21 protein-coding genes are annotated in these 25,046 nt (G+C 70.0%); 3 read left to right on the top strand and 18 right to left on the bottom strand.

Annotated features, from left to right (window positions below):
- Nucleotides 1-14: 14 nt before the first annotated feature.
- Nucleotides 15-1,685, bottom strand: coding sequence for a nitrite/sulfite reductase (locus WMF36_RS39595; RefSeq protein WP_437576014.1), 1,671 nt, complete (start codon nt 1,683-1,685; stop codon nt 15-17).
- Between the two features lie 91 nt (nt 1,686-1,776).
- On the opposite strand from WMF36_RS39595, the gene WMF36_RS39590 reads away from it, so the two are divergent.
- Nucleotides 1,777-2,964 carry a trans-sulfuration enzyme family protein gene (locus WMF36_RS39590; protein ID WP_437576013.1) on the top strand — a complete coding sequence of 396 codons (1,188 nt, stop codon included), beginning with the start codon at nt 1,777-1,779 and terminating at the stop codon, nt 2,962-2,964.
- Here WMF36_RS39590 and WMF36_RS39585 read toward each other — a convergent pair.
- The 17 genes from WMF36_RS39585 to WMF36_RS39505 form a co-directional block, all read right to left on the bottom strand.
- Nucleotides 2,961-3,533, bottom strand: a complete 573-nt coding sequence (locus WMF36_RS39585) for a response regulator transcription factor (protein WP_437576012.1) — start codon at nt 3,531-3,533, stop codon at nt 2,961-2,963. The genes WMF36_RS39590 and WMF36_RS39585 overlap by 4 nt on opposite strands.
- A 7-nt stretch (nt 3,534-3,540) precedes the next feature.
- Nucleotides 3,541-4,965, bottom strand: a complete 1,425-nt coding sequence (locus WMF36_RS39580; protein WP_437576011.1) for a sensor histidine kinase — start codon at nt 4,963-4,965, stop codon at nt 3,541-3,543.
- Between the two features lie 246 nt (nt 4,966-5,211).
- Nucleotides 5,212-5,700, bottom strand: a complete 489-nt coding sequence (locus WMF36_RS39575; RefSeq protein WP_437576009.1) for a cytochrome C oxidase subunit IV family protein — start codon at nt 5,698-5,700, stop codon at nt 5,212-5,214.
- A gap of 15 nt (nt 5,701-5,715) precedes the next feature.
- Nucleotides 5,716-6,402, bottom strand: a complete 687-nt coding sequence (locus tag WMF36_RS39570; protein ID WP_437576008.1) for a cytochrome c oxidase subunit 3 family protein — start codon at nt 6,400-6,402, stop codon at nt 5,716-5,718.
- Nucleotides 6,399-8,036: a cytochrome c oxidase subunit I gene (ctaD, locus tag WMF36_RS39565; protein ID WP_437576007.1), complete on the bottom strand. Its 1,638-nt coding sequence runs from the start codon at nt 8,034-8,036 to the stop codon at nt 6,399-6,401. Before ctaD ends, WMF36_RS39570 begins: the two co-directional genes overlap by 4 nt.
- 19 nt (nt 8,037-8,055) lie before the next feature.
- Nucleotides 8,056-9,000, bottom strand: coding sequence for a cytochrome c oxidase subunit II (gene coxB / locus WMF36_RS39560; RefSeq protein WP_437576006.1), 945 nt, complete (start codon nt 8,998-9,000; stop codon nt 8,056-8,058).
- 31 nt (nt 9,001-9,031) lie between these two features.
- A complete protein-coding gene (locus WMF36_RS39555) occupies nt 9,032-9,874 on the bottom strand; it encodes an SCO family protein (protein WP_437576005.1) in 843 nt (280 codons plus the stop codon).
- Entirely contained in the window at nt 9,874-10,563 is a 690-nt protein-coding gene (locus WMF36_RS39550) for a hypothetical protein (RefSeq protein ID WP_437576004.1), read from the bottom strand. Before WMF36_RS39550 ends, WMF36_RS39555 begins: the two co-directional genes overlap by 1 nt.
- A 10-nt stretch (nt 10,564-10,573) precedes the next feature.
- Nucleotides 10,574-11,779, bottom strand: a complete 1,206-nt coding sequence (locus WMF36_RS39545; protein WP_437481723.1) for a hypothetical protein — start codon at nt 11,777-11,779, stop codon at nt 10,574-10,576.
- Nucleotides 11,776-12,381 (bottom strand): c-type cytochrome, encoded by a 606-nt coding sequence (locus WMF36_RS39540; protein ID WP_437576003.1) that lies wholly within the window; start codon nt 12,379-12,381, stop codon nt 11,776-11,778. The genes WMF36_RS39545 and WMF36_RS39540 overlap by 4 nt, the downstream gene beginning before the upstream one ends.
- Nucleotides 12,378-13,145, bottom strand: coding sequence for a DUF3341 domain-containing protein (locus WMF36_RS39535; RefSeq protein ID WP_437576002.1), 768 nt, complete (start codon nt 13,143-13,145; stop codon nt 12,378-12,380). Before WMF36_RS39535 ends, WMF36_RS39540 begins: the two co-directional genes overlap by 4 nt.
- Nucleotides 13,135-14,568, bottom strand: coding sequence for an NrfD/PsrC family molybdoenzyme membrane anchor subunit (gene nrfD / locus WMF36_RS39530; protein ID WP_437576001.1), 1,434 nt, complete (start codon nt 14,566-14,568; stop codon nt 13,135-13,137). The genes WMF36_RS39535 and nrfD overlap by 11 nt, the downstream gene beginning before the upstream one ends.
- Entirely contained in the window at nt 14,565-17,561 is a 2,997-nt protein-coding gene (locus tag WMF36_RS39525; RefSeq protein ID WP_437576000.1) for a TAT-variant-translocated molybdopterin oxidoreductase, read from the bottom strand. The genes nrfD and WMF36_RS39525 overlap by 4 nt, the downstream gene beginning before the upstream one ends.
- Nucleotides 17,558-18,253, bottom strand: coding sequence for a cytochrome c3 family protein (locus WMF36_RS39520; RefSeq protein ID WP_437481718.1), 696 nt, complete (start codon nt 18,251-18,253; stop codon nt 17,558-17,560). The genes WMF36_RS39525 and WMF36_RS39520 overlap by 4 nt, the downstream gene beginning before the upstream one ends.
- Before the next feature lie 344 nt (nt 18,254-18,597).
- Nucleotides 18,598-19,473: a phytanoyl-CoA dioxygenase family protein gene (locus tag WMF36_RS39515; RefSeq protein ID WP_437575999.1), complete on the bottom strand. Its 876-nt coding sequence runs from the start codon at nt 19,471-19,473 to the stop codon at nt 18,598-18,600.
- Complete coding sequence (locus WMF36_RS39510) at nt 19,470-20,450, bottom strand: aldo/keto reductase (protein ID WP_437575998.1); 981 nt, start codon at nt 20,448-20,450, stop codon at nt 19,470-19,472. Before WMF36_RS39510 ends, WMF36_RS39515 begins: the two co-directional genes overlap by 4 nt.
- Before the next feature lie 10 nt (nt 20,451-20,460).
- Entirely contained in the window at nt 20,461-20,703 is a 243-nt protein-coding gene (locus tag WMF36_RS39505; protein WP_437575997.1) for a hypothetical protein, read from the bottom strand.
- Between the two features lie 130 nt (nt 20,704-20,833).
- Here WMF36_RS39505 and WMF36_RS39500 point away from each other — a divergent pair, with 130 nt between their 5' ends.
- Nucleotides 20,834-22,849: a SpoIVB peptidase S55 domain-containing protein gene (locus tag WMF36_RS39500; protein ID WP_437575995.1), complete on the top strand. Its 2,016-nt coding sequence runs from the start codon at nt 20,834-20,836 to the stop codon at nt 22,847-22,849.
- 61 nt (nt 22,850-22,910) lie between these two features.
- On the top strand, nt 22,911-25,016 hold the full coding sequence (locus tag WMF36_RS39495; protein WP_437575994.1) for a hypothetical protein: 2,106 nt from the start codon (nt 22,911-22,913) through the stop codon (nt 25,014-25,016).
- Nucleotides 25,017-25,046 lie beyond the last annotated feature (30 nt).

Below are 25,046 nucleotides of genomic sequence, written 5' to 3'. Positions count from 1 at the left end.
CGGGGGGGCGGGGATCAGATCGCGGAGCCCTCGGAGGCGGCAGCGAAGCCGGCGCGGGTGATCTCCTGCACGCCCTTGCGCGTGACGAAGTCGCGGAAGCTCTCGCCCTCGGCGCGGCCGGCCATGTAGTGGCGCGCGATGGCGGCGATCACCTTGGGCGTCTCCTCCTCGGGGATGCGGCCGTCGAGGCGCTCGCCGATGCGCGCGCTCGGGCCGCAGCAGCCGCCCACCCGGAGCGAGTAGTGCGGGCGCTCGACCCCGTCCTTGCCCTTCACCATCAGGCCCGTCATCCCGATGTCGGCGACGTGGTGCTGCCCGCACGAGTTCGGGCACCCCGAGATCTTGATGTCGAACTCGCCGAGGGCGCTCACGAAATCGTCGGCCTCCTGGCGGCTGCCGTTCGGCACCAGGTGCTCCCGGATGCGCGCCCCGACCTCCATGCTCTTCGTGATCGCGAGCGTGCAGTAGTCGCCGCCGGGGCAGGTCACCACGTCGGTGATGTGCCCGGCGTCCGCCTCGGCGAGGCCGAGCTGCGAGAGCTCGCGGTGCAGGTTGAGCAGCTGCCCCTCCGGCACCCAGCGCAGTACGAAGTTCTGGGTGTTCGTCGCCCGCACCTCGCCGTTGGCGTAGCGCCGGGAGAGGTCGGCCAGGCTCTTCAGCTGCTCGCCCGTGATGTCGCCGAGCGGCAGCTTGACCGTCGCCACCCGGTAGCCGGGCTGCGTCTGCGCGATCGTGTTGGTCCGCTTCCAGCGCGCGTAGGCGCCGTCGCCCAGCGTCTCCCGCGACGGCGTGAGCGGGGGCGGGTCGCTCTCCCGGTACTCGGACACATACCGCGCGACCTCGGCCGCGAGCGCCTCGCCCCGCGCCGCCTTGATGCGATCGAACTCCTCGTCGAGCCGGCGCAGGAACTCGGCCTCGCCGAGCTTGCGGATCAGGAACTTGAGCCGCGCCTTCTTCCGGTTCTTCCGCTCGCCGTCCCGGTGGAACACGCTCACCACCGCCTCGCACACCAGCAGCACGTCCGAGACCGGGATGAACTCCCGCCAGAGATGGGCGATCTCGGGCGTCGAGCCGAGCCCGCCCGCCACGTAGACGGTGAAGCCCTGGCCGAGATCGCCGACCTTGGCCAGCAGGCCGACGTCGTTGATCATGAGCTGCGCGTGATCGCGCGCGCTGCCCGACAGGCCCACCTTGAACTTCCGAGGCAGGCGCCGGTTGTGCTCGTGGAAGAGGAAGTGCGCCGTGACCGCGTGCGCGTACGGCGTCACGTCGAACACCTCGTCGTCGACGACCCCCGCGAGGTGGGACGCGGTGACGTTGCGGAGGGTGTCGGCGCACGCGCCGACCGTGGTCACCCCTGCGCGCGCCAGCGCGTGCTGCAGGTCGATGGTCTCCTCGATCTCCAGGTAGTGCAGCTGGATGTCCTGGCGCGTTGTGACGTGCGCTAGCCCGCGACCCCACCGCTCGGTCACTTCGGCGAGCGCTTCGAGCTGCGCTGCCGTCAGCTGCCCGCCCGGGATCTTGATGCGCTGCATGTGCTTCACGTGCGCGAGCTGCGCGTAGACCCCCATGGCCAGCCGAAGCGGGCGGAACTGGTCAGGGGTCAGCTCACCACGTTTGAATTTGGCGACGTTCTCGGCGTGTTCGTCGATGGCCGCCGCAAGGCGCTCGACTGGTTGCAACATGACCGATGGTATTCCCTATATTTCCGACGCGTCAAGTGCGACAATTATCAAAGCCGGTGCAAGGGAAGCGCCGGGCCCCTTCCTGCCTCCCATGAAGACCGATCTGCCGACCTCGACCGATGCTGTGCACGCGGGTGTGCTCCGCGAGCGTCCGTCCCACACCCTCGCGCCCGCGATCGCGCAGACGGCGACGTACACGTTTGCGAACACAGCGGATCTCGAGCGCTACTTCGCCGGGGGCGACGTGGACCCGGAGCGGCAGGAGTACGGCCGCTACGGCAACCCCACCGTGCGCGAGGTCGAGCAGCGGATCGCGGCGCTCGATCGCGCCGAGGACGCGCTGCTCTTCGCGAGCGGGATGGCGGCGGTGACGACCACCGCGTTCGCCCTGCTCAAGGCGGGCGATCACGTCATCCTGTTCCGCGACGTGTACCGCCGCACGCGGCAGTTCGTGATCCACGTGCTCTCGCGGCTCGGCGTCGAGCACACGCTGATCGACCCGGGCGCGTTCGACCAGCTCGAGGCGGCCTTCAGGCCGCGCACCCGCTTCGCGCTGAGCGAGTCGCCGACGAACCCGTACCTGCACTGCATCGACCTGTCCCGCTTCGCCGAGATCTGCAAGAAGGCGCGCGTCAAGACGATCGTCGACGCGACGTTCGCGACCCCGTACAACTCCGACCCGATCGGGCGCGGCATCGACCTCGTCGTTCACAGCGCCAGCAAGTACCTGTCCGGCCACAACGACGTCCTCGGCGGCGCGGTGTCCGGCTCGAACGCGCTGATCTCGCTGGTCCGCGACATGCGGAGCGTCCTCGGCGGCGTCATGGACCCCCACGCCGCGGCGCTTGTCGGCCGCGGGATGAAGACGCTCGCGCTCCGCGTCGAGCGGCAGAACGCGACGGGGCTCGCGGTGGCGCGCGCGCTCGAGGCGCACCCCGCCGTCGAGCGGGTGTTCTACCCGGGGCTCCCGTCGCACCCGGATCACAGGGTCGCGGCCGAGCAGATGCGCGGCTTCGGCGGCGTCGTGAGCTTCATCGTGCGCGGCGGGCGCGAGGCGGCCGCGCGCGTCGTCGACGGCACGCGCATCGCCGCGATCGCCCCGAGCTTCGGCGGCGTGGAGACGCTCATCGAGCAGCCGTGCATCATGAGCTTCCACGAGCTGAGCGACGAGCAGCTCGCCGCGATCGGCATCTCCCCCGCGCTGATCCGCCTGTCGGTCGGCGTCGAGGAGGCGGAGGACGTCGTGAAGGACGTCCTCGGCGCGCTCGACAAGGCCTAGCTCCCGAGCTTCCGCAGCTTCCGCTGCAGCGTCCGCCGGTCGATCCCGAGCAGCTTCGCCGCGGTGGCCACCACGCCGCCCGACTCCCGGAGCGCGGCGCGGATCGCCTCGCGCTCCAGTTCGTCCAGCTTCAGGCTCCCGGGCGGAGGCGTCGGCGCCGCCGACGACGGCGGGGGCCGCTGGCGGTCGCGCAGGCTCGCGGCCTCGCGCAGGTTCGCGGCCTCGCGCAGGAGCTTGTCCGCGTCGACGGGCTTGCTGAGCAGCGTGTCCGCGCCCTCGCGCATCGCCGCCACCGCGAGCGGGATGTCCCCGAACCCGGTCAGCATCACGATCGCCGCGTCGGGCTGCAGCTTGCGGTAGTTGGCGAGCGCGCTGAGCCCGTCGCCGCGCGGCATGCGGTAGTCGATGACCACGAGGTCCACCGGCTCGTACTCGAGCGCCACGAGCCCCTCATCGATCGTCGCCGCGGTCCTCGCCACGACGCCGCGGCGCCGCAGCGCTCCCTGCAGGGTCGTGCGGAACGCGTCGTCGTCGTCCACGAGCAGCGCCGTCTCGATCCGTCGCGTCATCTTCACCTCAGGCCGCCCCGGCGCGCTTCAGCGCGGGGGAGAGATCCGCGTCCATCGGGCCCGTGGTCCCGTCGAGGCGGAGGCGCAAGGTCGCCTTCGCCCCGCCGGTCTCGACGCTCTCCATGCGCAGCACGGCGTTCATGCGCGAGGCCATCATCGAGCTGATGTAGAGCCCGAGTCCCATCCCGCCCTGCGACATCTTCGTCGTCTGGAAGGGCTCGCCGAGCCGCCCGGCGATCTCGGGGCTCAGCCCCGGCCCGGTGTCGGAGACCGCGATCTCGCAGACGTCGCCGCGCTCGACGACGCTCAGCTCGATCCGCTGCTCGGCCCCGTCGGCCGTCGCCTCGGCGGCGTTGGCGAGCAGGTTGACGAGCACCTGGCGGAGCGCCGGCTTGAGCACGCTCGCCTGCACCGGCCGCGGCGTATCGAACGCGAGCTCGCCCCGGTAGCCGAGCCGCGCGAGCTCGGCCTTCGCCAGGTCGCGCACGAAGCGGGTGAGCTCCAGCGGCTCGAGCCGCTGGTCGAGCCGGATCTGGCCGCGCATCAGGCTGATGATGTCGCTCGCGCGCCTGGCCTCGCCGGCCACCGTCTCGGCCATGCGCGCCGCGTCCTCGGAGCCCGTCTCGCGCGCCACGTCGACGAGGTCCTTGCTCGCGAGGAGGATCGTCGCGAGCGGCGTGCTGAGCTCGTGCGACATGCCGCCGACCATGCGTCCGAGCATCGCCAGCCGCTCGTTGCGCTGGCTCTGCTGCCGGAGCTCCTCGAGCCTGTGCGCGTAGACGACGACGAAGAAGCCGAGGAACACCGTCAGCGACGTGAGCGAGACGAGGTCGCCGAGCTGCCGGATGCGGTCGCCGCCGAGCGGCGCGGAGTCGAGCGGCAGCGGCGCCGCGTGGGTCAGCACGGCGATCGCCGTCAGCGTCAAGAGGCCCAGGAGCACGGTCGTGCGCCGCGGGCAGAGCAGGCCGGAGAGGGCGATGTGGAAGGCGAGGAAGACGGCGAACGGGTTCTCCAGCCCGCCCGAGAACCAGAGCATCCAGGCGTTCGCGACAACGTCGCCCACGAGCTGGGCGCGCGCGAGCTCCTGCGCGGGCGCGGGCTCGCGCGCCGAGGCCTCGGCCGCGTCCAGCCGGCGCGCGCGCCGCACCCGGAAGGTCCAGGCGAGGTTCGCCACGGTGATGGCCGCGATGCCGAGGATCAGCGGCGCGAGCCTGAGGTCGGGCACGAGCTTCCTGCTCGCGACCGTCGTGGCGATCATCCCCGCGATCGCCACCCAGCGCAGCTGGATCAGCCACCGATCGGCGGTGTCCCACGACGGGGGCTTCGGCCCGGACAGCAGCACCGCGAGCCGTCGCCGCGCCGCCGGCGGCGCGCCGCTCTTGGTGGGGTCGGGACCTGCGTCAAACGACCATGGTTGAAAGGAGGATTGCATCCGCGCGCGGACAGGGGGGCTTTCCAGGGCGCGGTCGAGGTGCCCGGCGTTCAGCCCGGAGCCACCTTTCGACGTTGCCTTGCATCCGCCCCCTTGTACCGCGCACGAAAGCCGCGAGCACGCGCGAGGTGCGTCCGTGCGCACTCCCGCGGGTTGGCACGGAAAACTCCCGTGATTCCCGCGACTTTCAATTGTGATCTTGCTTACGTTTGACGCGTGCTGCGGGGCGCTCGGCCCCGCAGCCGGTCACTCGGTCCCCTGGTGGACCTGCTTGGGCGGCGGGGCGACCTTGTGCGGCCGCTTCACGTTCCAGTTGTCGACGGCGCGCTTTCCGTCGAACGGCGCCTTGATGTCCGCCGGCCGCTCGGCCTCGATCTGCTCGGCTCGCCCGCGGTTGTTCGTGTCGAACATGGTGAAGCCGATGAAGATCGCCAGGAAGATGAGCGACGAGGCGAAGATCAGGGCGTGGAACTTATGGTCCCACTTCAGGTGCATGAAGATGAGCGCCACGACGCCCGCCTTCACCGTCGCGATGAGGACCGCGATGGCCAGGTTGGCCGCGCCGAGGTCGACGTAGCTCGCCCCCACGGTCACGACCGTGAGCACGAGCAGCGTGAGCCACGTGGCGATGTAGATCTTGAGCGGCAGGACGTGGGGCACGTGGTCTGCGCCGTGCCCGTGGCCATGGCCGTGCTCGTGTCCGTGCGCGCCGGCTGCTTCTGCGTGTGTCGACATGCTGTCCTCTAGACCTCAGCCCACCAGGTAGAGGAGGGGGAAGAGATAGATCCAGATGAGGTCGACGAGGTGCCAGTACAGCCCCACCCCTTCGACCGGCGAGTAGTAACGGCTCGAGAACTCACCCCGCGTGTTGCGGATGAGGATCCACGTGATGAGCCCCATCCCGATGATGACGTGCAGGCCGTGAATGCCGGTCATCATGAAGTAGATGGCGAAGAAGATCCCCGCGTGGGCCGTGGTGAAGCCCTCGGCGGTGAAGTACTTCCCGGGCAGGAGGCCGTCGTGGAACTTGTGCTGGTACTCGAAGTACTTGATGACGAGGAATGCGGCCGCGCAGAGCAGGGTCACCACGAGCAGCCGGGTGGTGGTCTTCTGGTCGCTCTTCTGCGCTGACCGGACGGCGAGCGCCATCGTCAGGCTGGAACAGATGAGCACGATCGTGTTGATGCCGCCCATCACCCTGTCGAGGTGGTGGTGGGCCTCCACGAAGGAGTCGAAGAACCAGGTCCGGAAGACGGCGAACGCGCAGAACAGCCCGCCGAAGAGGAGGACCTCGGTGACCAGGAAGAGCCAGATGCCCATCCTGCCGGCGTCGAACTGCGTGTCCGCCGAGTCGAAATGATGGGCGACGTGGAAGTTCGGGGACAGGACCGGCCCTGCCTTGTTCGGCCGATCGGCGGCCTCGGCGTGCGCGCTCATGAGTTCTCCGTGTTGAAGTCGTATGCGCCCTTGGTCACGATCGGGGTGCGGACGAAGTTCTCGGTGATGGGCGGGGAGGCGGTGGTCCACTCGAGGCTGAGCCCGCCCCAGGGGTTCGCCGGCGCCGGCGCGCCGGAGCGGAGCGAGCGGATGAAGCACACGAGCATCACGAGGATGCCGGCGCCCAGGATCCACGAGCCCACGGTCGAGAAGGCGTGCAGCGGCTGGAACTGGTCCAGGTAGTTGTAGTAGCGCCGCGGCATCCCGCGGCTGCCCATGACGAACTGCGAGAAGAACGTGACGTTGAACCCGATGAAGACGAGCACGCAGGCGATGGCGGCGAGCCTCTCGGAGTACATCTTCCCGGTGATCTTGGGCCACCAGTGGTGGAGCCCGCCGAAGAAGGCGATGACGGTGCCGCCCACCATCACGTAGTGGAAGTGCGCGACCACGAAGTACGTGTCGTGCAGGTGCAGGTCCACGCTGAGCATCCCGAGGAAGATGCCGGTGAGGCCGCCGATCGAGAAGAGGATGAGGAACGACAGCGCGTACAGCATCGGCGCCTTGAAGCTGATCGAGCCGCGCCACAGCGTGGCGGTCCAGTTGAAGACCTTGACCCCGCTGGGGATGGCGACGAGGAAGGTCAAAAACGAGAAGATGATCGCCGCGAACTCGCTCTGGCCCGAGGTGAACATGTGGTGGCCCCACACGAGGAAGCCGACCAGGGCGATGGCGACGCTGGAGAAGGCGATCGCCTTGTAGCCGAAGACCCTGCGCCGCGCGTGGACGGCGATGAGCTCGCTGATGATGCCCATGCCCGGCAGGATCATGATGTAAACGGCCGGGTGGCTGTAGAACCAGAAGAAGTGCTGGTAGAGCACCGGGTCGCCGCCGAGCGCCGGGTCGAAGATGCCGATGTTGAACGCGCGCTCGGCGATGAGCAGGAGGAGCGTGATGCCGAGGACGGGGGTCGCGAGGATCTGGACGATGCTCGTCGCGTAGAGCGCCCAGAGCATGAGCGGCATCTTGTACCAGCCCATCCCGGGCGCCCGGAGCTTGTGCATCGTGACGATGAAGTTCAGCCCCGTGAGCACGCTGGAGAAGCCGAGGATGAAGACGCCGAACGTGACGCTCAGGACCGAGGTCGTCGTCACCGTGCTCGAGTACGGGACGTAGAACGTCCAGCCGGTGTCGATGCCGCCCGTGACGAGCGACGACAGCGTGAAGAGGGCGCCGATCCAGTAGAGATACAGGCTGAGGAGGTTCAGCTTGGGGAAGGCGACGTCCTTCGCGCCGATCATGATCGGCAGGAGGAAGTTGCCGAGCGCGCCGGGGATGCTCGGGATGATGAACAGGAACGTCATCACCGCGCCGTGGAGCGTGAACATCTGGTTATAGGCGTTCGCGCTGATGATCGTCGCCTTCGGCGTCAGGAGCTCGAGCCGCAGGATGAGCGCGAAGACGCCGCCCATGAGGAACGCGATGAAGGTGCTGGCGAGGTACATCAGGCCGATCCGCTTGTGATCGACCGTGGTGAGCCACGACATGATCCCGCTCTTGGCCCGGATGTAATCCGCTTCGTGGCCGGCGTCGGGCGCCGTATTGACATCAAGGGTTGTTACGGTCTGCGACATGGCTGCTTCTCCGCGGCGCTCACTTCACCGTCTTCAGGTAAGCGATGAGCGCATCCACTTCTCTGTCCTTGAGGAGCCCCTTGAACGACGGCATCACCGGCGGGTAGCCGCGCACGACCTGGCCGGCCGGGTTGAAGACGCTCTCGCGGAAATAGTTCTCGTCCGCGATGAGCTTGGAGCCGTCCACGAGCTCCTCCTCGCGGCCGAACAGCCCCTTGAGCGACGGGCCCTGGAGGCGCGTGCCGTCGAGCGAGTGGCAGGTCGCGCAGCTCCGCTTGGCGAAGAGCGTCTTGCCGAGCTCCTCGGGCGGGAGGTCGCTGTTGTTGTTGCCCTCGAGCCACTTCTCGAACTCCGACGGCTCCAGCACCTTGACCGCCGCCATCATGTCGGAGTGACCGGAGCCGCAGTACTCGGTGCACAGGATCACCGTCTCACGCGTCTCCGTCGCCTCGAACCACACCGACGTGTACGAGCCCGGGACCATGTCCTGCTTCACGCGGAACTCCGGGATGTAGAAGCTGTGGAGGATGTCCTTCGAGCTCAGGATCAGCCGCACCGGGCGACCCCGCGGCACGGCGAGCTCGTTCACGGTCGTCGTCCCGTCGGGGTAGGTGAACGTCCACAGGTACATCTCGCCCGTGACGTTGATCTCGTAGGACTCGGCCGGCGCGACGGAGGCGTGCACGTAGCCGCGCATGCCCACGAAGAAGAGCACGATCAGGATGCCGAGCGGGATCACCGTCCACGCGACCTCGACGGCCGCGCTGTGGTCGATGGGGCTCGTCTTGTCGTGCTCGCTGCGCCGCCGGTACTTGACGGCGAACAGCACGACCGCCCCGAGGACCAGGAAGAAGAAGACGACGGAGACCCAGTAGGCCGCGTCCCAGCCGGCGTCGATCCGCTCCGCGAGCGTCGAGCCCTGGCGGGGCAGCCAGAATGAGCCGAGTTCGATCGGGTTATTCATCACCATAGTTGTGGCTCCGCCACCTTGTGTCTTAGGAAGCCTCGTTTACGCGCGCCCTCGTGCGGGTGCGTTCAATCCGCCAGAAGCGCATGAGCCAGAGCCCGATCAGCACGACGGTGACGGCGCCGGACGCCATCATCAGCCGCTTCGTCGCCAGGACGTACCCTCGGGCGTTGGGATCGTAATGGAAACAGAACAGCAGCACCCGATCCCAGGCGCTCCCGACCAGCCCGCTGCCCGCTTCGCGCAGCGCGAGGCCGAAGTTCTTCTGCGGGAAGGAGATGCCGTACAGGGTACGCGATAGGCGTCCGTCCGGCGTGAAGACAAACGCGCCCGCAGCGTGCGCGTACTGCTTCGTCGTCTCGTCCCATCGGTAGCCGAAGCCCACGGTGTTCGCGAGCGTGCGCACCGACGCCTCGTCCCCGACAAGGAACTCGAAGCCGTCGCCGAGGATCGGCCTGCCGTAGGCCTCGATATAGTTCGCCCGCTTCTTGCGCGCGGCGTCGGGCGTATCGCGGGGATCGAAGCTCACGACGAGGGTGCGGTACTCCTTGCCCGCGCTCCAGTCGCTCTCCTTCATGGCCTGGAGCACGCCGTTGAGGACCAGCGAGCAGAGCATCGGGCACTCGAAGTAACCGAGCACCAGGACGAGGGGCTTGTCGCCCGTCGCGTACCGGCCGAGCTCGACCTCTTGCCCCGACTGATCGCGGAGCCGGAGCTCGCGCGGGAGCATGGCTCCCGGCCGCTCCTCGATGTCGACGCCGACGAGCTCTGTTGGAATGGTTGTGTCCGCCGCTCGCGCGCTCCGCGCCGGGGTGACCGTGGCCACCACGAGCGCGAGCACAGCGAGCAAGGCGGACAGCGGGCGAGACATCACTGCACCGGAGCGGACGGCGCCGGGCTGGCGGGCTTGGGCGCCGCGCCTCCAGGCTGGGCGGGCTGGGCGGGCTTGGGCGCCGCGCCTCCAGGCTGGGCGGGCTTGGCCGCCTCGGCAGGCTTGGCCGCCTCGGCGGGTTTGACCGCCTCGGCGGGCTTGACCGCGTCGGCGGGCTTGACCGCCTCGGCGGGCTTGGCCGCGTCCTTGTCGCCCGGCTTCGCTGCGTCCTTGGGCGGCTGGCCGCCCTCGGCGCTCGGGGGCGAGGCCTCGCTTGGCTTCGTGTTGCTCTCCTCGGGCTGCGCGGCCTGCTCGGGCGTGGTCGCAGCGGGAACGGCCGCGCTCCCCACGCGCTTCTCCTGGTAGTCCTTCAGGGTGAGCGCGACGGCCTGATCGATCGGGATGCGGACCACGCCGTCCTTCTCGTTCGCCCACTGATAGCGGGTGAGGCGCTCCTGCTCCATGGCCCGCAGGCCGCGGAGCGCGCTGCTCGGCGGCTCGAGCACCTTGCTCGAGATCTCCCGCTCCATCGTCGACTTGAAGACCTCGTTCACGAAGAGCACGGTCACAACGAGGGACGCCAGCGTGGCGATCACGATCACGAAGATGAGCGAGTTGTTCGGCCGATCCGCCTCGGCGTGCTCGGTCTCGGCGTGCTCGGTCGCAGTGTTGTCAGTCGCTTCGCTCATGGCCGGCTCCTTACGGGTTGTCGATCCGAGCCGCTTCGGCAAGGTGAGGGTCATTCAGCGGATACAGCGGGCTCTTGGCCGCTTGAAGCGAGAGCACCCAGGCTCCCACGCCCAGCGGGCCGAGCAAGCCGGCGAGGTCGATCCAGCTCAGGTGCGCGCCGTGGTGGTCCATGTTCGGCATGATCAGCCAGTAGAGGTCGACGTAGTGCATCACGAGGAGGAGCACCGACGCCGCCCCGAGGACCAGCGGGCTCCGCTTGGCGTGCCGGGACAGGAGGACGAGGAACGGCACGACGAAGTGCCCGAACAGCAGGGCCAGGCTCACGACCTTCCACGAACCCTCCCAGCGGTGAAGATAGAAGATCGTCTCCTCCGGGATGTTGGCGTACCAGATGAGCAGGAACTGCGAGAACGCGATGTACGCCCAGAAGATCGTGAAGCCGAAGAGGAGCTTGCCAATGTCGTGCTGGCGCTCGACGTTGCTCACCTTGCGCAAGAGCCCCGCCTTGTGGAGCGCGATCGTGATCAGCGCGAGCGCCGAGAGCGAGCTCGTGGCCGCGCCGGCGAACACGTAGACGCCGAAGATCGTCGAGTACCAGTGCGGGTCGATGCTCATCAGCCAGTCGAACGACGCGAACGAGATCGTCAGGGCAAAGACGATCACGGCCGGGGCGCTCCCGGCCCGCATCTTCGCCGTGGGGCGGAAATCGGCGCTCTCGTCCTGCGCGCGGGAGGTCTTGATGAACCACAGCGACAGGGCCGCCCACGCCGCGAGGAACACCCCGGCGCGGATGTAGAAGAAGGTCGGGTTCAGGTACGGCGCCTTCTGCTGGAGCAGGTGGTCGTTCGCGGCCTGGGGCCCCATCCAGTGATGGTAGATGTCGTGGGCGAGCACCGCGACCGGGAGGAACAGCACGGCACACGCGGGCAGGACGCCGCTCATCCACTCCATGTGACGGCGCGCGGCCGCCGACCAGCGCGCGCGCGTCAGGTGCTGGATGATCACGAAGAACAGGGCGCCGAGCCCGATCGTCACGACCCAGGTGAAGCCGGTGAGGTACGAGAACGCGAAACGCTTCGTGTCGACGACCGCCGCCAGCGCCGAGAGCGCCACGCCGGCGATGGCGAGCACCATGCTCCTCGAGACGAGCCGCTTCGCGACCGCCCGATCGAGGACCTTCGTGTCCTCGGCCAGAGCACTTCCGTGAGACTTCATGGAGTTCCGCTCTCCTTCGCGATGTTGCCCCGCTGGGCGTCCGGGACGTCGTCGATGCGCCCGTGCTGGCTGCGCTGCAGCACGCGCACCCACGTGACGATCGCCCACCGGTCCCGGGCCGGGATCTGCTTCCGATAAGACGGCATGTTCCGGACGCCGTTCGAGATGACGTGGAAGATCTCGCCGTCGGGCAGGCCGCGCGCCCTTTCGGACGCGAGGTCGATGGGCGGCGGGTACCCGCGCTTCACCACCATGCCCTGCCCGCTGCCGGCCTGGTCATGGCAGGGCGCGCAGTAGATGTTGAACCGATCCTGGCCGCGCCGGACCACCGTCTCGTCGACGGTGATGGGCGCCATCGCCAGGAACGTCTCGCCGTCCTTGCCGGTGCGGTAGGCGTCGCTCTCGTCGAGCGCCCCCTGGTGCACCGTGCCCTGCACGAGGGGCCGCATCGACCGGCCGTCGGGGAACAGGCGGTTGCCCTCCTCGGGCTGGAACTTGGGCTGCCAGTCCATGTCCCCGAAGACGTGGATCGGCGGGTCGCTGCTCGCCTGTCCGCGACAGCCTGCCAGGATGACGAGGAGGGGAATACACCAGCGTTTCACGAGGAGACCTCCCTGATGCCCTGCGCGCCTGCGCGCTGGAGGAGGTTGCGCGTCTCCGTGGCATCGAACTTCGGGTCGCTCACCTCGACGCTGATGAAGAAGGCGTCGTCGGTCGCGCGCGGAAATGAGGGGTGCGTCATGGTGGGGTGGAAGAAGGACGGCAGGCGCCCGAGCGCGAAGAGCCCGAAGAAGCACGTGAGCGCCGCGACGAGGACCGTGAGCTCGAAGAAGATCGGGATGAAGGCCTGGTACGAGAAGGCCGGCTTGCCGCTGATGATGAGCGGGTAGTCGTAGAGCTGCGTGTACCAGGCGAGCAGGATGCCGCCGCTGAGCCCCGTCGCCCCGCCGCCGAGCACGAGCCACGGCAGCGGCGACGCCTTGAGCCCCATCGCCCTCTCCAGCCCGTGCACGGGGAACGGCGTGTGCGCATCGAAGCGGCTGTACCCGGCGTCCCGGAGCGTCTCGCACGCGTGATAGATGTCCTTCGGGGTCGTGAAGTAGCCCATCAGCGCGAACGGGGACGACGCCGCGGCCGCCTCCTCCTCGGCCCGGTGCTCCAGCTTGCGCTCGATCGCGAGCGCCGCTTTCCCGTGCGGCCCCTCCTCGTGGGGCTTGTCGTATTCCGCCTCGTCCTCGGGCACGAAGCCCTGCGGCTTGTCGTCGGGCGGGCCTTCGCGATCGGAGTCCTTGAGCCCTCCTGCCTCCTCGGTCGAAGCAGGCTCCCCGGAGCGCTTCCGGCTCGGAGGGTCGCTGTCACGCTGCATGATGAGCCTCGTCGTTGCTGTGCGAGCCGTGAGGATCGGCCGCCGCCGTGATCGCCTTCACCTCGCTGAGCGCGACCATCGGGAGGTAGCGGACGAACAGCAGGAAGAGGGTGAAGAAGAGGCCGAACGAACCGAAGAACGTCGACATGTCCCAGATGGTCGGGCGGAAGTAGGTCCAGCTGGACGGGAGGAAGTCGCGGTGGAGGCTCGTCACGATGATGACGAAGCGCTCGAACCACATCCCGATGTTGACCAGGATCGAGATCACGAACATCGCGGGTATGCTGGTGCGCACCTTCTTGAACCAGAAGAGCTGCGGGAAGATGACGTTGCAGCTCACCATGGTCCAGTAGGCCCACGAGTACGGGCCGAGGATGCGGTTCGCGAAGGCGAACCGCTCGTAGCCGTTGCCGCTGTACCACGCGATGAAGAGCTCCATCGCGTACGCGTAGCCGACCATGGTGCCGGTCGCGACGATCACCTTGTTCATGTTCTCGAGGTGCCGGATGGTGATGAGGCCCTCGAGGCCGAACGCCTTGCGCGCGAACACCATCAGCGTGACGACCATCGCGAACCCGCTGAAGATGGCGCCCGCGACGAAGTACGGCGGGAAGATGGTGGTGTGCCAGCCGGGGACGATCGAGACGGCGAAGTCGAACGACACGATCGTGTGCACGCTGAGCACGAGCGGCGTCGAGAGCCCGGCGAAGATCAGGTAGGCGCGCTCGTAATGGAGCCAGTGGCGGTGCGAGCCGCGCCACCCGAGGCAGAGGATCCCGAAGACGATCTGCTTCGTCCGGCTCGTGGCCCGGTCGCGGATCGTGGCGAGATCGGGGATGAGCCCGACGAACCAGAAGAGGGCCGAGACCGTCGCGTAGGTCGAGACGGCGAAGACGTCCCAGAGCAGGGGGCTCTTGAAGTTCGGCCAGATGCTCATCTGGTTCGGGATCGGGAACAGCCAGTGGGCGAACCAGATCCGGCCCAGGTGGGCCACCGGGTAGATGGCGGCGCACGCGACGGCGAAGATCGTCATCGCCTCCGCCGCTCGGTTGATGCTCGTCCTCCACTTCTGGCGGAAGAGGAAGAGGATGGCGCTGATGAGCGTGCCGGCGTGGCCGATGCCGACCCAGAACACGAAGCCGGTGATGTCCCACGCCCAGTTGACCGTGGTGTTCAGCCCCCAGATGCCGATGCCCTTCCCGACGAGGTGGACGAGCGAGCCGCCGAGGACGAGCAGGAGGCTGATGGCGAGGCAGAACAGGATGAGCCACCCCGAGGGCGGCTTGGTGAGGACGATCCCCGAGATCTTGTCGGTGAGCGAACGGAAGTCGTCCTTCCCCTGCACGAGCGGCGCCTCGTCCAAGAGGGCGGCGCGGTCGGAGAGCCGGGGGGGGTCGACCTGGAGAGGTGCTGTGGCGCTCATGCGTCGGCGAGCTCCGGGTTCTTGTTGCGGATCTTGGCGAGGTAGGTGACCCGCGGCTTGGTATTGATCTCGTCCAGCATCCTGTAACCGCGCGGGCTCGCGGACGTCACGGACACCTGGCTCGTCTGGTCATTGAGGTCGCCGAAGGCGATGGCCTGCGTCGGGCAAGCGCCCTGGCACGCGGTCACGACCTCGCCGTCCTTGACGTGCTCCCGTCCCTCTTTCTTGGCCTCGATCTTGGCGCTGTTGATCCGCTGCACGCAGAAGGTGCACTTCTCCATGACGCCCCGCGATCGGACGGTGACGTTGGGGTTGAACTGCATCTTCCGCGACTCCGAGTCCGGCTGGCCGTATTCGAAGAAGTTGAAGCGACGCACCTTGTACGGGCAGTTGTTGGCGCAGTACTTCGTGCCGACGCAGCGGTTGTACGCCATGTCGTTCAGCCCCTCGGGGCTGTGGGCCGTGGCGGCGACCGGGCACACCTGCTCGCACGGCGCGTTCTCGCAGTGCTGGCAGGGGAGCGGCTGCTGGATGCTCTCGGGCTCGTTAGGGTCGGTGCCCTGGAAGTAGCGATCCACCCGCAGCCAGTGCATCTCGCGCGTCTCGCGGACGCCCTCGATGCCCACGACAGGGATGTTGTTCTCGGCCTGGCAGGCGATCACGCACGCGTTGCACCCGATGCAGGCGTTGAGATCGATGCTCATGCCCCAGGCGTGTCCCTGCCGGCGGTTCGGCTCCTTGAACAGGCTGAGGAGCGGCGGCACGTGGACCTGCTTCTGGGCGAACGTCGGGTCCTTCTCGAGCTCGGCGAGCGTCCCCTCGCGCGCGAGCGGGCGGCCCTCCATGACGAAGTGCTCCTGGGTGCGCGCGAGCTCCGCCACCTCGCCGGTCTTCTCCAGCGAGAAGCCGCCGGCGAGCTCGAAGGCGTCGCTCTTGCGGAGCGGGGTCGTGTCGACGCCGACGCCGCGCCCGACCCGGAGCTCTGCGCGCCGGCCCTGGCCGACGCCGATGGCGACCGAGTCGTCGGCCTGCCCCGGCGCGACGACGACGGGGATCCGGACCGAGGCGCCGGCGCCCGACAGCGTCACGACGTCGCCGTCCTTGAGGCCGAGCCGCGCCGCGGTCGACGGCGAGAGGTTCGCGCCGCTGCCCCAGGTGAGCTTGGTCATCGGGTGGGGCAGCTCCTGGAGCCACCCGTTGTTCGCGAACCGCCCGTCCCACGCGTGCATGTCGGGTCGGAAGGTCACCTCCAGGCCCTCTGCCGCTGCGGGCGCGAACGCCCGCAGCGCGTCGACCGCGGCCTGCGTCGTGGCGGTCACCTGCTCGTCGGCGAGCTGGCTCCCCGCGAAGAGGCCGTCGTGCAGCGCGCGGCGGAGGTCCTGCTCGGTGCGCTTCGCGCCCTCGGCGTTCAGCCAGGTCGCCCTCACCAGGTCGTAGGCGGTCCGCGAGCCGCCGAGCAGCAGCTCGATGATCTCGGCGTCGGTCCTGCCGCCGAAGAGCGGCGCGATGAGCGGCTGCACGATGCTGGCCGTCCCGTCCTCCGCCCGGACGTCGCTCCACGACTCCAGCGGGTGGGCGCGGTTCAGGTGCCAGCGGGAGCGCTCGCTCGTCTCGTCGACGTGCGTCGAGACGTGCACGCTCACGGGCACCTTGGCGAGCGCGTCGGCGAAGCGCGCGTCGGCGGGCGCGTCGAAGGCCGGGTTGCCGCCCAGGATGATCAGCGTCTCGACCTCGTTGCGCCCGATGGCGCCCGCGAGCTCGACGAGCGCCTCGGGGCCCTCGCGCGACTCGTCGAAGGGCGCGACGAGCCGGACGGCCCTGCCGGTGTTGTCGAGGGCGAGGTTGATGAGGTGCGCGACCGCGTGGACCTCCTTCGGCAGCGAGCGCCCCACCACGAGCGCGCCCAGGCCGCGGTTCGCCGCGAGGTCGGCGGCGATGGCGGCGACGTGCCGGGTCGCCTTGGCGTCGAGCCCGCCCGACTTGCCCTCGAGCGTCTTGAGCAGATCCGCGTCGAGCGCGACCCCGCGCTTGCCGAGCTCGGTCGCGAGCGCGAAGGCGAAGGCGGGGATCTTGCGGCTCTGGATCCGGAGCCGGTGATCCGCGGCCGCGCCGGTGATCGTGAAGGTGCTCTCGACGGCGTAGAGGCGGTTCATCGCCTTCGGGTCCTTGTCGACCGCGCGGCCCGCCGCGAACGCGCGCGCCTGCTTGATCGGGCTGCCGTCGGTGCCGAACAGGTCGGCGTCGAGCGCGACGATGACGCGCGCCTTCGTCAGGTCGAGCGTCGTCTCGAGCGGCTTGCCGAACGCGAGCCGCGCGCCCTCGCGCGCGGCGTCGCGGGAGAACGGCTCGTACCGGACGATGCGCGCCTCCGGCAGCGTCTTGCGGAGATCGGCGAGGCGCGCGGCCAAGGTGGGCGACCTGTGCGCCTCGGTCAGGATCGTGAGCCCCTTGCCGCTGCGGCCGCGGAGCTTGTCGCCCTCGGCGCGCAGGAACGCGGCCGCGTCGTCCCAGGACTTGGCGGCCGCGCCCTCGCGCGGCGACTTGCTGCGGTCGGGATCGTAGAGATCGAGGACCGCGGCCTGGGTGTAGAGGGTGGTCGCGCCGAGGCTCTCGGGGTGCTTCGGGTTGCCCTCGATCTTTGTGGGGCGCCCCTCGTGGCTCTCGACGAGGACGCCGAAGGCCGTGCCCATCATCGGCAGCGCGGTCGCGAAGAACAGCGGCTGGCCGGGGATGACCTCCTCCGGGGCGCGCGAGTAGGGCAGGATCTGCTCGACGGGCCGGCGGCAGCCCACGAGGCCGCCGAGGGCGAGCGACGCGCCCATGAGGCTGAGGAACGTGCGCCGCCCGACGCCCTCCGGCGGCTCGAATGCGGCCGGAGGGAACTCGCGCCCGAGCGCATCGACGAAGTCGGGCGAGCCGGCGAGCTCGCTCAAGCTGCGCCAGTAGGTTTTCCCAGAGATGTCCTGGGCGAGGGGGAGAGGAGTTCGTTTCATCGGTGGCACCCCGAGCAGTGGAGCGGCGCCTGCACCTGCCGCCCGGAGGTCGTGACCGCTGGCACACGATCGTTGTAAGGTTCCCCGGTCGCGGGGACCCCGGCGCCCGCCATGACGGCCGTCGATGGCGCCATATCCATCTTGGTGACGTCGGCGGGATTGCGGAGGTGGGGACCTGGATTGCGGTGGCAGTCCAGGCACCATCCCATCGAGAGCGGCGCGACCTGTCGGACCTTGTGCATCTGGTCGACGCGGCCGTGACAGCTCACGCAGCCGACCCCTGCAGCCAGATGGGCTGAGTGGTCGAAATAGGCATAGTCGGGCAGGTTGTGGACGCGCACCCAGGGGATGGGTTGATCGTTCGCCCAGCTCTCCTGCACGAGCAGAAGCATTTCGCTGTCCCTCCGCACCTTGGCGTGACAATTCATGCACGTCTCGGTGGGTGGAACTGCGGCGAAGCCGGATACCTCCACTGTGTTGTGGCAGTAGCGGCAGTCCATGCCGAGGTCGCCGGCGTGCAGCTTGTGCGAGTAGTCAACCGGTTGATCCGGCTGATACCCGACCTCGATATGTTTGTTGGTACCGTAGTACCAGAATCCGCCGATCACAGCGGTGCCGAGGGGCAGGACTCCGAAGAGCAGCCCGAGCGGCACCACTTTGTTGGCCCATCGTGGGAACAGGAACCGAGCCATAGGGTTGTGTGGGGCGTCGGAGGGACGCGCGGGCGCAGTTATGGCTTGCTGGCGGGGTGCGACAAGACGGCAAAGTGCCGCGTGACCGCGGCAGATTGCCGCGGTGGATAACTGAAGCCCCGTGGCGCGGCAGGTCGCCGCTGGGCGCGGCAACTTGCCGCGGCTGCCGGCGTTCGTCCTTACGATGCGCGGGTGAACCCGGCCCGGCGCCGGATCGAAAAAAAACGGCCGAATCGTCGACGTCGGCCGGGCGCCTGGCGAGGCGCGTGCGGCGGGAGAGGGCGGGGGGGCCCGTCGCGGGAGGGGCCGCCGCTGCCGCCGGGCCCGCTCTCCCGGGGGTGAGCTCAGAACACCGGGGTGAACGCGCGTGGCGCCTTTTTCTTCCTGAGGCAGCGGGTCGCCCGGCTCATGTAACAGACGGTGAGGGCTCGCCGCGTCTGGCCGCTCCGGTTCACGGCGGAGCAGTGCCAGAGGTAGTTGTGGATCAGCAGGGCCTCGCCCGCGCGCGCCGGCAGCGCGATCTTGCGGGCGTCGGCGTCGGCCGCGCGCACGAGCGCGTCCGGAACGACGCCGCCGAGCGGCGTCGCGAGCCCGCCCAGATGGCTGCCTTCCAGCACCTCCACGCAGCCGCCGCCGGCGGGGGCGTCGTCGAGCGCCGTCCAGATCTGCAGCTCGGGGGCGCGATCCAGCCCCCAGTAGCTGCCGCCGTCCTGGTGCCAGGGCAGCGTCGTCCCACCGGACGCGGCCTTGTTGAAGAGCACGGCCCGGTAGATGGAGATCTCCCCCTGGATGAGCGAGCGGGCGACCCTCTCGAAGAGCGGGTTCTCGATCCAGGCGAGGAACAGCGGGTCCTTCTCGAGCTTCTCGAGCTTCCGGTACGACGTGCTCGGCCCCTGGTAGCCCTTGCCGTAAGGCAGGTCTTCGTAGCGGCCCGACGCGGCGTCGTGCTGGAAGAAGAGCCCGGGGTACGTCACGCGCCCGAGCATCAGGTCGTCCGAGCGCGCGCGGAGCGCCGCGAGCCCCGCGTCGGTCATCACGCGACCGAGCCGGGCGGTCCCGCGGGCGGCGTAGTCGGCGAGGGGGCCCGCGAGGTCGAGCGTCCTGGCCTCGGGCAGCAGGAAGTCGTTCGTCGCGCGGCCGTTCGTCGCGCCGTCGTTCGTCGCGCCGTCGTTCATCGCGCCGTCGTTCGTCGCGCCGTCGTTCATCGCGCCGTCGTTCATCGTGCGTAGTTCGCGTCGGTGCCCAGGTGGTCGCGGTAGAGCGCGTCCATGCGCCGCGCCGCCTCCGGCGAGAGCGGGCGCTGGATCGCGTCGGCGGCCGCGTCGAGGTGCTCTGCCCGCACCGGGCCGACCAGGATGGAGTCGACAACCTCCCGCCCCGCGAGCCAGGCATACGACAGCGAGAGCAGGCTCATCCCCTCGGCCGCCGCCACGGCCGCGTAGCTGGCCGCGAGCTCGAACATGCGCGCGCTCCAGTACCGGCGCTGGTAGAGGCGGTTGCCCTCGAAGCGCGAGCCCGCCTGCGCCGCCTCCGGCCCCGCGTGCCGCCCCGTCAGGAGCCCGCCGGCGAGCGGGTTGTACACCGCGGTGGCCACCGAGTACCGCCGCGCGAACGCGGCATACTCGAGGTCGAGCTGGCGGATCAGCGCGTTGTAGAGCACCTGCGAGACGGCGGGGCGCGCCTTCCCCTCGGCGTCGCGGCGCGCGATGATCTCCAGGATCTGCCACGAGGCGTGGTTGCTGACCCCGTAGTGCAGGATCTTCCCCTGATCGAGCAGGGCGTCGATCGCCGCGAGCGTCTCCTCGACGGGCGTCTCGGGATCCGGCGCGTGGAGATAGCAGACGTCGACGCGGTCGGTGCCGAGGCGCCCGAGGCTCTCCTCGACGGCGCGGATCACCTGCTCGCGCCCGAGGCCCTCGGCCTTGCCCCGGACCCGGCGCAGGCCGACCTTCGTGGCGATCTGCGCCTCGGCCCGGCGGCCGCGCAGCGCCCGGCCGAGGATCCGCTCGGACGCGCCGTCCTGGTAGAGGTTGGCCGTGTCGAACGCGGTGATCCCTCGCTCGAGCGCGCGGTCGACGATGCGCTCGGCCTCCTCGGGCGGCGCGCGGCCGCCGAAGTTCATCGTGCCGACGACGACGCCGGGCGGCGCGCCCGGGCGCCGCTTCTCCGTCATTCCAGCCTTCACATCGGAGGTCACGCCACGCTCCTCACGCCCGCGCGACGAGGAGCGCGAGCACGTACACGATGAGCCACACGAGCCACAGGGTGCTCATCCGGCGCCACCCCTGACGGAAGCCGTACATCGGCGCGAGCGGCGGCACCACGAGCGCGACGAGCCCGCGCCATCGGGGCTCGCTCCGGAGCATGAGCCGCGCGGCCAGCGCGACGTGGGTGGTCACCCACGTGGCGAACGCCAGGATGAGCGTCGCGGTCGCCGCGATATCCTTCACGGGGCGCAGCGTAGCGTCGCCGGCGCGCCCCGCCCCTGGAAATCAGCGACCCCGGGCGGCGCGGCGACCTTCCCGCGCTCCGCGAGCCCCGGCTCTGTCGCGCTGCCAAATCCGGGCTAAGCTTGGGCCCGTGCCTCTGCGCGATACACCGTGTTTTCGTCCGGGTTCCTTCCTCTCCGCGCGCGCCGTCCCGCTCGCGACCCGCTGCGCGACAGCGATCGCGGGCGCCGCCCGCGCCCTCGTCGATCGCGAGGGGCGCCTCATCCCCCTGAGCCTGCTCGCCGGCGCGGCGTGCAGCGTCGCTGTCGGCCTCGGCGCGGCTCACGCGATCTCCACACCGCCCGATACGCTGCCGATCGCCGAGGTGAAGCCGGGCATGAAGGGATACGGCCTCACCGTCTTCTCCGGCACCACGCCCGAGAAGTTCGATGTCGAGGTCATCTCGACGCTCCGCAATTTCCGCCCGAACCAGGACCTCATCCTCATCAAGACCCAGCACCCGCGCCTCGAGGTCGCCCGCACGGTGGCGGGGATGAGCGGCAGCCCGATCTACCTGAACGGCAAGATGATCGGCGCCTACGCGTACGGCTGGCTCTTCGGCGCCGAGGCGATCGCCGGCGTCACCCCGATCAAGTCGATGCTCGACGAGCTCGCGCGGCCGCTCCCGCGGGGGATCGCCCCGAAGGTCGGCGGCCCGCTGCCCGCGCCGGTGAGCGGCATCGGCGGCGCGCCGCCGCGCGCCGCCGCGCCGGCCCGGCTGCGCGGCGGCCGCGGCTTCGTGGGGCCGGTCGACGCCTACGATCTCGCCGGCCACGCCAGCCAGCTCGCCGCGCGCGTCGCGCCGGCGCTCGCCCCGCCCCAGTCGACGAGCCTCGCGCGCGCCTCGACGCCGGTGATGCTCGGCGGGCTCGGGGGCACGTCGCTGCGCATCGCGAGCGATCTGTTCGGCCCCATGGGGCTCGAGCCGATGCAGGCCGGCGGCGGCTCGTCGGCGAACCCGGAGCCGGGCGCGCCGACCCGGTACGTCGACGGGGGCGCGATCGGCGTCGAGCTCGTGCGCGGCGACATCTCCGCGATGGGCATCGGCACGGTCACGCGCGTGTCGGGCGACAAGCTCGTCGCGTTCGGCCACCCGATGATGAACGGCGGCGTCGCCAGCCTCCCCACCGCGATCGCCCGGGTCCACTGGATCCTCGCGAGCCAGAACCGCAGCTTCAAGATCGGCGAGGCCGTGCGGTCGGTCGGCTCGATGGTCAACGATCGGCAGGCCGCGATCGTTGTCGACAGCGCGGCCAAGGCGCCGGTCTTCCCGATGCGCGTCCAGATCGACGGCGTGGAGGGCGCCCCGCACCCGACGTGGAACGTGGAGGTCGCGCACGATCAGTTCCTCGCGCCCTCCTTCGTCTCGATGGCGCTCGGCAACGCCGTCGAGGCGACCACGGCCGAGCGGCGGGACATGACCTGGCGGGCGGTGAGCCAGCTGAGGATCGGGCGCTACGGCACGATCTCGCTCGTCGACTTCGGCGCCGGCAACGGCACCCCGCTCAGCGCCGACGACTTCGTCCGCAGCCGGCTCGTCCGGTCGATGGGGGCCCTCCTCAACAACCCGTGGGAGGACGTCTCGATCGAGCGCGTCGACTCCCGCGTGAAGGTCACCTTCGACCGCGAGGTCGTCCTGCTGCGCGGCGCGAAGGTGCTCGAGCCCGAGATCGACGCGGGCGCGCCCGCGCGCATCCGCCTGGATCTCCAGCCCCACCTGGGCCCCATGGAGTCGCGCGTCATCGAGGTGCCGATCCCGCGCGAGCTCGCCGGTAGCCAGGTCGACATCGAGCTCTCGCCCGGCTACGAGGTCGAGCGCCCGATGGCGACGCCGAACAACGTCGCGGAGCTCGTGGCGATGCTGCCGAACCAGAACCACGACGCGGAGAGCGTCGTCGCGACGTTCAAGCTCCGGGAGAACGGCGCGGCGTACCGCGGCAAGGTCGCCTCGCGGCTCCCTCCGGGCGCGATGGACACGCTGCGCCCGAGCTCCGACTCCGACGCGCCCGAGACCTTCGGCGCGCAGGTGCAGGTGCCGATCTCCCTCAAGCGCTTCCTGGTCGGGAAAGACACCGTGAGCGTCACGGTCCGGCCTATCCTTCGCTGAGCCGCGCCGGCTCTCCCCGCCGCCGCCTCCTCCTCCCTGACCCCCTCCTCTCTGCGACCCCATGAGCACAGATCGCTCTTCTGCCCGTTCCCGATCGTCTCGCCCTCTCGCCGTCCCCTCGCCGCGCCGGCTCCTCGCCGCCGTCCTCGCCGCCGCGGGGCTCGTGGCGCTCCCGGCCCACGCGGTCGGCACGCGCAGCTTCGAGCTCAAGTCGCTCGAGGACCTGAAGGGCGGGGATCTCACCGGGGTCAGCGTGGACTCGAACGGCACCGTGCGCGCCGGGCTGACGCTCGGCGCGACGCCGCTGCCGGACGCGACGTCCATCTGGAGCTCCGTTGTGCTGCCTGACGGCACGGTGCTGCTCGGCACGGGCAACGAGGGCAAGATCTACAGCGTCGCCGGCGGCCGGGTGACGCTCGCGGCGACGACCGGGCAGATGGCGGTCAGCGCGCTCGCGCTCGCGGAAGGTGGCGACGTCATCGCGGGGACGTTCCCCGAGGGCAAGCTCTTCCGCTTGCCGCGCGGCGCCGGCAACGGCGGTCCGGCGAAGCTCTTCGCCGAGCTCCCCGAGACCGAGGACGTGTGGGGGCTCGCCTACGACCCGAGGGCGAAGGCGCTCTATGCGGCGACCGGCTCCGAGGGCAAGCTGTTCCGCGTCGACGCCGCGGGCAAGGCCCAGGTGTACTTCGACAGCGATGAGCCGCACCTCATGTGCGTCGCGGTCGCGGACGACGGCGCCGTCTATACCGGCTCGAACGGCAAGGCGCTCCTCTACAAGCTCACGGCGCCCGGCCGCGCGACCGTGCTCCACGACTTCGACGCCGACGACGTCAAGGCCATCGCCATCGCGCCGGGCGCGAAGGGCGGCGCCATCTACGCCATCGCCAACAAGTACACCGAGGCGTTCGCCCCCCCGAAGCGCAACCGGAGCGGGCCGCCGTCGCCGCAGCCGGCGCGGTCGCCGAAGCCCGGCAAGGGCGTGCTCGTGCGCTTCGATCGGAGCGGCGTCGCCGAGAAGATGATGAGCGACGACGACACGCACTACGTCTCGCTCGGCCTCGGCGACGATCGGATGCCCTACGTCGGGACCGGCGCGGAGGGCCAGCTCTACACCGTGAGCGACAACCACGTGGCGCGGCTCGTCGCCGACACCGACGAGCGCCAGGTCGGCGCCTTCATGATGGCCGGGAGGCACAGGTTCGTCGCGACCACCGACCCCGCGGTCTTCCACGAGGTGAAGGGCGTCGGCGGCGCCTCGGCGGTGTGGACGAGCAAGGTGCTCGACGCCGGGCTGCGGGCCACGTTCGGACGCCTGACGTGGCGCTCCGACGGCGCGCTGGAGCTCGAGACCCGCAGCGGAAACACCGACGCGCCGGACAGCACCTGGAGCCCGTGGTCCCCGGCGCTCGCCGCCCCGGGGGACACGAAGAGCCCGCCGGCGCGCTTCGCGCAGATCCGCGCGCGCTTTGGCCGGGATCCCGGCGCCGTGCTCCGCGAGGTGAAGCTCTCGTTCGTCACCGACAACGCGCGCGCCGTGGTCACCTCGATCGAGGCGGCGCCGAAGGGGCAGACGAAGCCCCCTCGCACGAGCCTCCCGTCGTCGGGCGGGGAGGCGCCGAAGCCCGTGAGCTCGCTCCAGCTCACGTGGAAGGTCGACAATCCAGATCAGGACGACCTGCGCTATCGCCTCTCGTACCGCATGGAGGGCCAGTCGACCTGGCGCAGCCTGCTGAAGCCGGGCGAGAAGGTGACGCGCGCCGAGCACGTATGGGACACCACCGCCCTCCCCGAGGGCGAGTACCGCCTCCTCGTCGAGGCGAGCGACGAGCTGGCGAACCCGCCCGAGCGCACGCAGCGCCACAGCCTCGAGTCGGGCACCGTGCTCATCGACAACACGCCGCCGGTGTTCCGGGCGCTCGCGCTGCAGGGGCGCCGGCTCACGGGCGAGGTCGCGGACGGCCTCGGCCCGGTCGGGCGCGTCGAGGTCTCGATCGCCGGCCTGGAGGAGTGGCGCCCCATCTTCCCGAGCGACGGCATCTTCGACGAGCCGGTGGAGCCGTTCGAGGCGGACCTCGGCTCCATCGTGCCGCCCGGCTCGCATCTGCTCGCGGTGCGCGCCTACGACAGCGCGGGCAACGTGGTCACCCGCGACATCGAGGCGCGCTAGCCGCCGCCACCCACCGTGGCCGCCGGTCGC

This window comes from Sorangium sp. So ce887 (assembly GCF_051521455.1).
Taxonomy (GTDB): domain Bacteria; phylum Myxococcota_A; class Polyangia; order Polyangiales; family Polyangiaceae; genus Sorangium.
The sequence above is the reverse complement of the archived record's forward strand: the minus strand, read 5'-3'. Positions and strand labels throughout refer to the sequence as shown.